This is a genomic window from Peribacillus sp. P4_C12 (assembly GCF_056402095.1).
Window position 1 is genome coordinate 1 of the sequence record NZ_JBFUIB010000098.1, and the last position, 11,503, is coordinate 11,503.

Below are 11,503 nucleotides of genomic sequence, written 5' to 3' on the forward strand. Positions count from 1 at the left end.
GTCCTCTTCAAGTGCTAGTATACACCTTCGTTATATTTATGCAAGAGTAAAAATGGGAATTTAAAAGTTGGAAATATTCAAAAAATGAAAACGTTATCATACCAAGGGTTTTCTTGCTTCTTTTCCTATACTTTTTCTTAAACAGGGAATTTGAGACGAATAAGGCAAACCGCATTGGAATGTTCAATATGTGTCTGCCCTGTCTCCCTCTTTTTCAACTAATTAAAATGTGAGATTAATACATGTATGGCTTCTTTCTCAATGATGCATGTTCCATATTCGTTGATGCGGTATAGCGTAAGTGTTGAAGCATGGCCATACTCAGCCGCTAAGGAGATGACCGTGTCATAAGTCGTATCTTTGACATTCTCAATCAGTAAATAGTATCTTCCCTCATAATGATAAAGAGTGCTATTAAGCAAGCCATGATATGACAATCTATGAGATAATTGAACAATATCTTCAAACTCATTGAAAACATACAGAATATGGGGGAAGTCATCAATTTTCACTTGCAAATCCAGGAACTCTTCTTCATCTGTTAATAACTCTTCTTCTTCCTTCGTTACAATGATAATCAACCCCTGAGCAGGCAGGGAAAAAATCTCGATTGCAATGGAACCACTCATTTTAAAGCTGAGTTCTTCACACGCTTCCTCCACCATATCCTGAAATAACTTGTGGACTTTTAAAGAATTCCCTAAAATATCTTCTTTAGTTATTCCTCTATCAATTAAATCATCAAGGGTCAAAAAAATCTTGATTTTATTATTAGTTAATCGCTCCAGCTTCATAAAAAAATGCCCCCTGGTTACCATCTTCATACATCATATGAAGCCTTGGTCTCAGGGTGCATATCCATTATTTATCAAACACTAACCTCTAAATTTTCAACCATTCCTCCCAATCTGATTGAGATCCACCGATTAAAACTCTGCTGAAGGAGGTTCGGATTTCATCCGATACATGGTTCAGTGCCGCTCCTCCAAGCCCAACCTTCAAATCAGGAAAATCCCGGCTTAATTCTTCGACAAGTCTTAAGGTTCCTACGAGGTTTTCATTAAGTGAACAAGACATAAATAAGTAGGATGGTCTTATGATTTTTAAAACGGTAAAAAGATCTTTGTCGGCGATGGATTCTCCCAAATAGACCGTTTCATATCCTTTTCGCTTTAAAAAGATTGTAAAAATCAACAGGCCGAATTCATGTTTTTCACCGGGGGCACAAACAGTAAGAGCTTTAGGAAGAAATTCACTTGTTGGAATCATATGCATTACGGAACTAATTCTGGACTTTAGAATGTTAGATGCAAAATGTTCATGAGCAGAAGTAATTTCTCCTCTTTCCCACATATCGCCAATCTGAACAAGTATGGCACCAAGCACATCAACTACAGTATGTTCAATCGTATACATACTGAAAGCTTGGCTGATCAGCATTTGAGCTTTATTTTCATTGAAACTTATGAGAGCTTCAAGTAGCTCGTCCGCTAACTTTATAGATTGCTCATTATATCGTTTTGTTTCAGGAACATCAGTCGCTACAGTACTAGTTTCGAGTAGTGAAACAGCCTGACTGATTGTGAAGCCCTGATTTGTTTTATTGATTAGCCATTTGAGGGTTTGGAGATGTTTCTCTGTATACAGCCGGTGACCTGAATCATTTCTGACAGGTTCAATAAATTGATAGCGCCTTTCCCATGCCCTCAAAGTACCCGACTGAATACCTAGCAGTTTTGAAACTGCCTTAATATTATATTTACCTTCTTGCATGGTTTTACAAAGCCTCCAATAACAGAACATTCATTTGTTGAAATTATAGTGGATTCTTTCAACTCTGTAAAATTTCGATATGCTTGTTTAAGAAGGCAGCTTAATAGGTCTTTTCCACGGCTTCGCCAATTTGCGTATGTTTTCCTCTTTTTAGCGTAAAAAGGTGAGTTTCTGGCTTCGCTTCAAGTCTTAATGGCACTGCGCTTGTCCCATAACCATTACTCGTCATGTACAAGCAGTCACCCTCTTTTTTTATACTACCGATCTGATATGGCCCAAGCCCGAATATCCGAATCTGTCCTCCATGGGTGTGACCTGATAGGACAAGTCTTATATGATGTTCTGGTGTTAATTGTTTTTTTACTAGCGGGTTATGGCTGACCAAAATCCGGAATGGCTCATTTCTGCAATCTGATAGAGCAAGGTCAAGCCTATCTCTTTCTACTGATATATCATCAATACCTAAGAGAGCAAACTTCTCCCCTTTTTGGGACTCAAAAGAAACGGCTGTATTATCCAGAATTTTCACACCATGCTTTAGAAGTGATGCATCTAGCTCATGAAAGTCTCCTTCGTAATCATTATTTCCCCAAACAAAATAAAGGGGACCAAGTCCTTTTAATTTCAAAATATTTTTTTCAACTCTCTCCAGAGGAACCCCACTTTCTCTGATGTCACCACCGATAATAACCATATCTGCTTTACCGCGGGCTTCCTCAATCAATTTATCCGACACGATCCGTCGATGAAGATCAGATATAAAAAAAATCCGGACATCGCCAAATCCTTCAGGAAAGTCGTTGAAATATAAGTCTTGAAAAATTATCCTATCCTGATTTGCCGTACGCCACATATGTATAACAGTAGCAAATAACAGCAGAATTAAGCCTAAAAATAATCCATATACCAATAACATCTTCCGTTAAACCTTCTTTCTCTACAAATGGCAATAGTTACCTTCATATAAACATAAAACCATATTACCCGCAATTAAATATTCTTAAAGCGAATAATCATTTATTTTCATGATATAAGTTTATATCATAGTTCTTCTTCATCATTTCAAAAACCTTATGGCGACTTTTCCATTCATCCTCTTTTTCCCACAGCTGCTTACTTTTATTAATGATTTCGCAACGAAGCAACTGAAACTCCTTCTCAGCTTTATCAAGCTTCTTTTTAATTAATATCATATATCCATATAACCCAAATGCTGCTGCTAAAAATAGAAAATGGCTGAAATGGTCAACAAAAACACTAAACATCTTAAAAAAAGAATAGGAATAAGGAACTACAATATAAAAATAAAGATAAACCAAAAAAAGAGCAGCAATAATCATTGTTGCCCATAAACTATGAAGATGTTTCTTTTTTAGAGCCTCGAACTTTTTTTTTCGATCTACAACGTTCTGCAGCATTTGCTTTGTTGCTTGATCCGTTTTTTCATCCAATAAAATAATTGTAGGTTCCATTTTCTTTCCCCCTCATAACTACCCTTTAAGTGATAATATGAGATTGTCCAGAAAAAAATGATAAATAACTAGGCATGATTAGCCTCTTTGCGGAACAAAGAAAAGCTGTATGAAAGTAAAAACACCCTGCCTCAAAAGACAGAGTGTTCATTATTATTTCTATTTCTTTATTGGAATTTTTAAAACCTGGCCCTTGGAAATTTCATTGCCATTCAGGCCGTTCCACTCCTTAATTAGAGCAATTCCTTCCTGTGAATTGTAGTAATTCATGGAAATTCGGAATAATGTTTCTTCCGCTTTAACAGTATGTAAGACAACCTTATATTCATCCTTATTTGGCTTGACTGCTGGTGCTCTTTCCGTTGTTTTTTTGTCTTCTGCTGCTTCTTTCTTGGCTTTTTCTTCAGCTATTTGCTTTGCCTTGGCTTTTTCTTCAGCTATTTGCTTTGCCTTGGCTTTTTCTTCAGCTATTTGCTTTGCCTTAGCTTTTTCTTCAGCTATTTGCTTTGCCTTAGCCTTTTCTTCAGCTTCTTGCTGCGCTTTTTCTTTTTCTTCAGCCTTTTTCTTTGCTTGTTCCTTTTCTTCAGCCTTCTGCTTTTCTTTTTCTTTCTTCTTCTCTGCTTCAGACTTGGCTGAATTTTTTGCTTCTTTCTCCAAATCATTATCTTTTAAATCATCTGCAGTTGCTGTAGTTGGTATCGTTTCTTTATCAGCGTCTTCATTTTCATTATAGTTCACTACTTGATCACTTCTTGTATGACGTTCAGGTTTTTCTTGAAGATATGTATTAAGACTGTAAAATCCTATCGGAAGCAAGATAAAAAACAACGATAATAACTTAATCATCGGAAACTTAATCTTCACTTTACTTTTTTTCTTTTTATTCTGATGGACTTGGCTACGCTTTGGCAGAGATGACTTCGCCTTCTGACGTTCGACTCGCGTCCGAAGTTCACCAGCCTGATCTTTGTCTTTCCCATTCTTTTTTACATCATTCATATAGGTCACCCCCTTTCTTGCTCAACCCGCTTTGCTTTTTTCCTCCTGATTAATACTCCAAGGATAAAGTCAATCAAAAAATGGGCCGTGATCGTCACCAGTAAATTATTTGTCCATTCAAACAGAAACCCGATAAAGAAGCTCAAAACCAAAACATTTAAAAATAAAAACCAATTAAATAAATAGCGATAATGAACCGCAGCAAAAATAATACTCGTCCAAAGTAAACCAAGGTGAGTTTGTAACACTCCACGAAATAATAATTCCTCACTTATCGCTACCACTAAAGCAACAACAAAAATCATCGAGTAAGACAGACTACTGAAAATGCGTTCGTTAATCCCACCATCATCTTGATAGGATGATGGCGTCACTCTCATCATAAATACATCAAATAGAACGACTATAATTCCTGCCGGGATACCAAATAACAAAATATTAAGGTCATTGAAGATAAATAATTCGAAAAAAGTAGAACGTTCATTAAATAAAATAATACCTAAAAAAAAGGCTAACGTTAAGAGAATAATTTGTGTAAGAAACAAATTATATAGCAACTGCTTATCTGTTAGCTGTTTTATTAATTCAGCTTGCTTATTTTTCATCCCAATTTTCCTTCTTTAATAAGATAAAAGCCAATTCCTGTTTCCAAGTGGTATAAGAATTAACTTGTTCTACCTTCACTGCGGGCAATAAATCGATCATCTTATTCGCATCCATTCCACAGAAGTCGCAGCAGAAAGGATTCAACTTTTGCTGCTTTTCATCAAAGTAATTCAGAATTCCCAAACGGCGACATTCCTGAGCATATATCCAATTGAGAAATCTATGCAATTTTTCCTGATTCCGGGACTTTCTCTTTTGACAATACTCTTTCATCTCTTCCACATGCTGTAAAGGATCCTGATTTCCTGTAAGAAACTGTGTAAAAAAACGAAGCTGAATATCATTTAAGGAAAAAGATTGAGACAGCTGTTCTTTTTCAGAAAGAGTCAAATTTGCTCCTATCTTTTGTGCTTCGCTCAGGAAGGAACACACACCCTCTATTTGCAAATCGGACGGCAATTGTTGTTCCATCAAATGAAGGGGAAGCCCTTCATCTCCTTCACTATATAATAAGACTGCTACACTTTGTTTCCGATCACGCCCCGCCCTACCTATTTCCTGCAAATAAGATTCCATTGTAGAGGGCATATGAAAATGGATAACATATCTGACATCCGATTTATTTACACCCATGCCAAAAGCACTCGTTGCGCATATTATTTTTAATTGGCCAGAAATGAATTGCTGCTGAATAAGCATTCTTTGGTCCTGATCCATGCCGCCATGATAAAAATTGACGCTATCTACCCCGTTTTCCTGTAAAAATCCAGTGACGGCTTCTGCCACCTTTTTAGATGAAAAATAAATAATGCCACTCCCCGTGAATTTTCTGACAAGCTCCAGAACACGGAATAGCTTTTCTTCGTAGCTGAAAAGTCTCTCAGAAAGTATGGCAATATTATCCCTATCTACAGATGATACGGTTTCTTTAGCTTGATTGATATTGAGTTTTCCAATGATATCTTTCCGCACTTCTTTTGTTGCAGTTGCCGTTAAGGCGAGCGTTAATGGATTGTTCAACTCACGTCTAACTTCTCCTAAATTCAAATAATCAGGTCGAAAATCATACCCCCATTGTGAGATACAGTGTGCTTCATCAATGACAAACAAACCTATTTCTAAGGTCTTTAAAGACTTTATCACACCCTCAAGGCTAAGCATTTCAGGAGATAAAAAAATAAACCGATACATATGTAAGCGATCGAAAGCCTCCCTTTTTTGATTTAACGTCAAAAAAGAATTAAGGGTTAATACACTTTTTTCACCTCTCATTTTGAGCTGATCTGCCTGATCCTGCATTAAAGATAATAACGGGGAAACTATTAAGGTCGTCTTATTCAAAAGGTAAGCAGGCAACTGATAACACAATGACTTACCTGACCCCGTTGGCAACATCGCTAAAGTATGACAGCCAGACATCAATGATTCAATCACTTCTTTTTGTCCTGGACGGAATTTATCAAATCCAAATTTTTCTTTTAAGACATGCTCTAAATTCATCATCCATTACCCAATTTCGCAAGTACAAGCCTTATTTGGAAAAAACTAATCTGTTTATTATCAACTTCCTGTTTGATTGCCTTTAGCTGCTTGGTATTGAGTTCCTTAATTGCAGCGATGATTTCCCCTTCATCCTCATGGGATACATATTCAGCAATTGGAAAGCTTTTATCCGATAAGACAATTTCAACAAGATGATCTTCAATGGTGTTGACTTTTAAACGGCGGATTTCTGCTATTTCAAACAAAGTTTTCCCTGCTTGAATATATCGCAATGTCGTTTGTGTAGAATGAGTCAAATGAGGATTGCCACTCCTTTGCCAATCACTGAATAAGGATGCCAAAATAGGGTAATCTGTTACCTGTTCTATTTCCGCAAGCATTTGATGTAACGAGTCAAGAAATGTAAAGCGCACATACTCTTCTTCTACATCTTTCCTTTTCGCAATCTGTTCAAACGTAAGTCCAATCCTGTTTACCCCTGTTAATTTCAAAATAAAAATATCTCGTTTTAAATTACTTTGCAGCTCTAATAACGATATCAGTTCTTCATAAAGATGCTGCGCAATCAACCCTCGGTCCTGGCGATTGTTTTGTAAGAATTCCTTTACAAAACATTGGATTTTGGGGTTTCGTTGTATAGGATAAAAACGTCTTTCATTGTGGACAATATGGGATATAGTTTGTATGAGTAAGTTTAATCTCCCCCAGAATATCGGGGTGATATTTTGATATTTCCAGCCATTTAAGGATGTTGGAAAAGGATTCTTCTTCAAATAATCGGTTAACTTTCTCCCGCCTTGGCCACTGATTATATAAGCATCGGTTTTATCGGTTATCTCAATGAAATTATGCTCATGAAATAGTTGAATGTTTTGATTTAATTGTTGTCGGGTAAAACGAGGTATTGTCCCAAAAATATTCGTTAACCCGAATAAGTGGGCATCCTGGATTGTCTGTGACGACTTTTTGCCCTGTAGCATATGATAAATAGCATAAATAGAACGTTCGCCTTGAAATTTTTTTATTGCATATAGAATGATTACTTGTAGATAATTATTCATGGGACTCACATCCTTGTTTCAATTAACCAATTAACCCTATTGTATCAAAAAACTGCAAAAATCGCCGTTTTTAATGATAAATACCATAAGAAATTGTGACTAAATGACGAATGAAAGCAAAGATCAAAATACTATTTTCTATATTTATCATTGACATTCCACATCATAATAGTTAGTATCAATACAATTTCTATTGAAAAGTTTGGCATTCGGTCTTACAATAGGAAAGAGATAATAATCTGAAATAAAAAGATTATCAGTTGTTAATCAACTTAGGAGGGGTTATATTCATGGCTAAATTTACAATTGTTGATAAAGAAACATGTATCGCTTGTGGAGCTTGCGGAGCAGCAGCACCGGATATATATGATTATGATGACGAAGGGATTGCATTTGTTACCCTTGACGATAACGAAGGTATCGTTGAAATTCCAGATGTACTTATAGATGACATGATGGACGCATTTGAAGGATGTCCAACAGATTCTATTAAAGTTGCTGACGAGGCATTTGACGGGGATGCACTAAAATTCGAATAAAGGTACAAGCCATTTTCAATCGAAAATGGCTTTTTTTGCTACTTATATCCCTTCCCCTACTAACCAAATTAAACAGACAAAAAACCGGACATAAATATCCGGTTTTTTGTGTTCTATAGTTAATGCCATTAAGCATTTTTATATAATACTTGCTTATTGATCCATGTCTGTAATTTAATAAACAACAACATGAATACAGAAGTGATAAGCACGCCTTTAATCACATTGAAAGGTAAGATTGCCGTCGTTACGAACTTCCTTGACTCGGGTGCTGACATTGCATCCCATCCCATAAAGAAGGTATATGCCGGTAAAAAGACATAATAGTTTAAAACACTCATAACTACCGCCATGGTAACTGTACCAGCAAGTAAAGCGAAAGTCATCCCTTTTTTTGAATTGATTTTTTTAAATACATAGTAAGTTGGCAAGACGAACAGTATTCCTGCTATAAAGTTAGCGATATGCCCCACAGGTACAGCAGTCATTGTCCCTGTCATGACTAAATCCAATAGGTTTTTAAGAAATTCAACTAGAATTCCAGCCATCGGACCGAAAATCAATGCTGCCATCAGTGCTGGAATGTCACTAAAATCAACATTCAGAAAAGGTGGAAATCCTGGAAACGGAAAATTCAAAAGCATCAATAGATATGAAATGCTTCCCAACATTGCCAGTGTGACCATTTTATTCACTTTGTTCTTTTTCATAGTTCTCTCTCCTTCTTTTTCTGATCTACCCGAAAAAGAGGTTAGTGCTCCTTCATCATGTTGATGTTCAATAAAAAACCCTTTAATTCCGACCGAATTAAAGGGATAAATTAAAGGTTTCATCAAACAAACGTTCAGTAAATGACTGTTTGAACGCAATCAGGAACCTCCATCTTCTCCCATCCAGACTATACTGTCGGCTTTGGAATCACACCAAATCCTGCCCCGTAAGGCTCGCGGGCTTAGAAGAATTATTTCTTCATCACCGCCGGTGGGGAATTACACCCCGCCCCGAAGATAGACCTATAAAATTTTTAGTTTCCTTTCGTTTCCGAAAGGTGCGTTAAGTAGCTTTGTATCAGCATTTCATTAGTAAAGGCGATTTATTATGTTTCCCCTAATCACCTCAAAAACTCGCTTATCCTACCAAGTTTCCTACCAAAAACCTACCGTTTCTCAACCACTTAACTGCTTAGATTTTATCACGTATTTTAAAAAAAGCAAGAAATAAATCTACGGCTTTAATTCTTTATTCCACTCCCTTCAAACCAATTAAAAAAGACATGCTTTGGTATTTTATAATTCCTCCCGACCTTTAGTACTCGGAATGGAGCATCAGCCAGTAACTCATAAGTTTGTCTTCTTCCTAGCTTAAGTATTTCTTGAATGTCTTTAGGCTCAAGTGCTTCGGGATATTCGTCTCTGTTGATTAGCCCCATCATCAAACCTCCTTATTTATTAACACAGCTATATTTAAATTTAATGCAACTTTATAAAAAGCCTTCCAACGAATTTTCGAGTATGTTTTTTCGGATATAGCCGGTTGAAACTTAAAACAATACACATTGTAATCTGTCAGATAGTCCGACTCCTCTTGCATGTATCTTTCTTCAATCAGAAATCTTTCCAACTTAGGTAAGCGACTGACAGCACATTCTAAACGTTTACAGAAATTTTTTCTATATGTCTGTTGGTCAGTGTTATAAATGGCAATACTTCCTGTCTGATCACCAGTCTGGTTAGTAGGACCATGATATCTTACTTCTGGGCTTGATGTGACTGAAGCTTCTCTTTCTTCATATAATAAGTATTTATATAATCTATATTTCTTCAGCGTTTCTTCCAATGCTTTCTGGGTTTCTTTTCTGTCTAATTCAGGTAGTTCAAAGCTCATTGTCTTCCCCCAATTCCCTAAGAGGTTCCCCAGGCCGAAGCCTAGGGCCAAACAAATTATTCTAATGAATCATCATCACTTAGGTCAGTAGCGAACGGATCGTCATCCTCCTTTTGGGTGTCAGGTTCAGCCTCGAATCGGCCATTTTCTTCTTCAGTTACGTCTTCCAGAGTCATCTGATTCGGAGAAACATTAGCCGTTCCATCATTTCCGATTTGTTTTAATTTAGCTGCATCCCCAGCATTATCAATAAATCCACATTCAGTTAAAATTGCAGGCATAGAGCTAGTACGAAGCACCTGATAGTTAGCTGATTTTTTACCGCGATCTTTCATATCAATTTGCTTCATTATTTCTACATGGTTGGTGGATTGATATTCTTTTGCCATAGCACTTGCTGAAGTGTAAATATAATCTTCGTATCCTGTTCCACCACCAGCGTTAATGTGGATTGATAGGAAAAAGTCAGCATCCCATCGTCTCCTTTTAATTTAAAATAAAAAGCCACCCAATGGGCAGCTTATTTTAATCCTTGTTTTTTCAATGCTTCTTCTTGTTTCTGAGCTTTCTTGGTTACTAAATATTGATTCTTATAAACTCCATATAAAGCAAAACCAAGGGGCACAATCGCTGTTAGGAAGTTAGTGAATGAATTTATCGTATCTTCATTGAACCATTCAACCTGATAACCGAGTGATTGAAAAAATAAAAGCAGTGCACCCAATGCACCGCCAATCATTGCTACATATTGTTACACCCCCCTCTATTTTTTTAACCCCCTAATATAGCAATGGTTTTTTAAATTTTTTTTGGACGACAGAGCCCCCTCCCCGGTCCCCGGGATTTTTTAATTCCACAAAAACTTTTGGTGGGGGGTGTTACCACATCTCGTCGTCCCATTTTTTCTTTTTCTGGTCTCCAAATACTCTATTGTGTATTTTGTTATGACAGTTCAGGCATAATGTTGTAAGKTTATCCAATACCAAAGCTAGCTGCGGATAATCTTCAATCTCGTACTTATGATGGACATTGAGCTCTATACTCTTCCTTTCACCWTCAACTTTCTTAGAGTCCACATGCACCTTGCCTTCACGCTTACACTGTTGGCATTCATAGTTGTCCCTCTCTAATGCTTTATGCCTTAGCTTGTTCCATTCACTGGTACGATAGAACTTCTTCTTCTGTGCTTCTGTCTTGTACTAAGCCAATTACCACCTACCTCCCTAACTAAATATCTAATCGCGTTACCAACTAGAAGTCTAAACGTTTGATTTGTTCAAATATTGGGGGAATAATACAATATAAAAACGCCTATCATTTGATAGACGTTTTGAAAAAACTCAATTAGAGATTCTTAGTTATCTTTAGAACTCCCTAGGGTAGCTATTTTTTCTCATTAAATGTTTTTGATTTTACTAAGAATATAAATTTGTAGTCCTAAAACAAGACCAATTAAAACAGTTATAATGAAAAATGGTCCAACATCTTCGCTAAAAGCAGTTAATAATAGAAAAAATATTGCCACACTTATAACTACACCTAGCACTAAATTCAAGAAAAGTTTCATTGTTACACTCCTTACCACGTGATTCCACTTAATTATAACTAATATCTATAATAATCAAATAGATTAATAGTCATAGCTTTTAATACTTAAATGTTATCA

At 36.4% G+C, this 11,503-nt stretch carries 14 protein-coding genes, 2 pseudogenes and 1 riboswitch; of the genes and pseudogenes, 1 reads left to right on the forward strand and 15 read right to left on the reverse strand.

The window, feature by feature from the left end; genetic code table 11:
• Positions 1 to 218 precede the first annotated feature (218 nt).
• From AC1DUW_RS14040 to AC1DUW_RS14075, 8 genes are all read right to left on the reverse strand, one after another.
• Positions 219 to 794, reverse strand: coding sequence for a genetic competence negative regulator (locus AC1DUW_RS14040; protein WP_053346802.1), 576 nt, complete (start codon positions 792 to 794; stop codon positions 219 to 221).
• A gap of 88 nt (positions 795 to 882) precedes the next feature.
• Positions 883 to 1,773, reverse strand: coding sequence for a MerR family transcriptional regulator (locus tag AC1DUW_RS14045; protein WP_053346803.1), 891 nt, complete (start codon positions 1,771 to 1,773; stop codon positions 883 to 885).
• A gap of 100 nt (positions 1,774 to 1,873) precedes the next feature.
• Positions 1,874 to 2,689, reverse strand: a complete 816-nt coding sequence (locus AC1DUW_RS14050; protein WP_477642781.1) for a metallophosphoesterase — start codon at positions 2,687 to 2,689, stop codon at positions 1,874 to 1,876.
• Positions 2,690 to 2,786: 97 nt separating this feature from the next.
• Entirely contained in the window at positions 2,787 to 3,245 is a 459-nt protein-coding gene (locus AC1DUW_RS14055; RefSeq protein WP_053346804.1) for a YpbF family protein, read from the reverse strand.
• 159 nt (positions 3,246 to 3,404) lie between these two features.
• The gene (locus tag AC1DUW_RS14060) at positions 3,405 to 4,244 is read right to left on the reverse strand and encodes a LysM peptidoglycan-binding domain-containing protein (protein ID WP_477642782.1); all 840 of its coding nucleotides are present in this window, start codon (positions 4,242 to 4,244) and stop codon (positions 3,405 to 3,407) included.
• Positions 4,245 to 4,249: 5 nt separating this feature from the next.
• On the reverse strand, positions 4,250 to 4,849 hold the full coding sequence (locus AC1DUW_RS14065) for a lysostaphin resistance A-like protein (protein WP_477642783.1): 600 nt from the start codon (positions 4,847 to 4,849) through the stop codon (positions 4,250 to 4,252).
• Positions 4,839 to 6,353, reverse strand: a complete 1,515-nt coding sequence (locus AC1DUW_RS14070; RefSeq protein ID WP_477642784.1) for a RecQ family ATP-dependent DNA helicase — start codon at positions 6,351 to 6,353, stop codon at positions 4,839 to 4,841. Before AC1DUW_RS14070 ends, AC1DUW_RS14065 begins: the two co-directional genes overlap by 11 nt.
• On the reverse strand, positions 6,350 to 7,414 hold the full coding sequence (locus AC1DUW_RS14075; RefSeq protein WP_477642785.1) for a YpbB family protein: 1,065 nt from the start codon (positions 7,412 to 7,414) through the stop codon (positions 6,350 to 6,352). The genes AC1DUW_RS14070 and AC1DUW_RS14075 overlap by 4 nt, the downstream gene beginning before the upstream one ends.
• Before the next feature lie 290 nt (positions 7,415 to 7,704).
• On the opposite strand from AC1DUW_RS14075, the gene AC1DUW_RS14080 reads away from it, so the two are divergent.
• On the forward strand, positions 7,705 to 7,953 hold the full coding sequence (locus AC1DUW_RS14080) for a ferredoxin (RefSeq protein ID WP_034308087.1): 249 nt from the start codon (positions 7,705 to 7,707) through the stop codon (positions 7,951 to 7,953).
• A gap of 128 nt (positions 7,954 to 8,081) precedes the next feature.
• Here AC1DUW_RS14080 and AC1DUW_RS14085 read toward each other — a convergent pair whose 3' ends face one another.
• The 7 genes and pseudogenes from AC1DUW_RS14085 to AC1DUW_RS14115 all read right to left on the reverse strand — a co-directional run bounded on the left by AC1DUW_RS14085 (position 8,082) and on the right by AC1DUW_RS14115 (position 11,404).
• Positions 8,082 to 8,663 carry an ECF transporter S component gene (locus tag AC1DUW_RS14085; protein WP_053348127.1) on the reverse strand — a complete coding sequence of 194 codons (582 nt, stop codon included), beginning with the start codon at positions 8,661 to 8,663 and terminating at the stop codon, positions 8,082 to 8,084.
• A 167-nt stretch (positions 8,664 to 8,830) separates the two neighbouring features.
• Positions 8,831 to 8,966, reverse strand: a riboswitch (FMN riboswitch).
• 218 nt (positions 8,967 to 9,184) lie between these two features.
• Positions 9,185 to 9,385: a MerR family transcriptional regulator gene (locus AC1DUW_RS14090; RefSeq protein WP_053346809.1), complete on the reverse strand. Its 201-nt coding sequence runs from the start codon at positions 9,383 to 9,385 to the stop codon at positions 9,185 to 9,187.
• A complete protein-coding gene (locus AC1DUW_RS14095; RefSeq protein WP_053346810.1) occupies positions 9,385 to 9,837 on the reverse strand; it encodes an ArpU family phage packaging/lysis transcriptional regulator in 453 nt (150 codons plus the stop codon). The genes AC1DUW_RS14090 and AC1DUW_RS14095 overlap by 1 nt, the downstream gene beginning before the upstream one ends.
• 218 nt (positions 9,838 to 10,055) lie before the next feature.
• Positions 10,056 to 10,313 (reverse strand): annotated as a pseudogene (locus AC1DUW_RS14100) (N-acetylmuramoyl-L-alanine amidase); the annotation flags it as partial.
• Between the two features lie 44 nt (positions 10,314 to 10,357).
• On the reverse strand, positions 10,358 to 10,576 hold the full coding sequence (locus AC1DUW_RS14105) for a phage holin (RefSeq protein WP_053346812.1): 219 nt from the start codon (positions 10,574 to 10,576) through the stop codon (positions 10,358 to 10,360).
• 139 nt (positions 10,577 to 10,715) lie between these two features.
• Positions 10,716 to 10,934, reverse strand: a pseudogene (locus AC1DUW_RS14110) (HNH endonuclease); the annotation flags it as partial.
• Between the two features lie 299 nt (positions 10,935 to 11,233).
• A complete protein-coding gene (locus tag AC1DUW_RS14115; protein ID WP_161804942.1) occupies positions 11,234 to 11,404 on the reverse strand; it encodes a hypothetical protein in 171 nt (56 codons plus the stop codon).
• Positions 11,405 to 11,503: the final 99 nt, after the last annotated feature.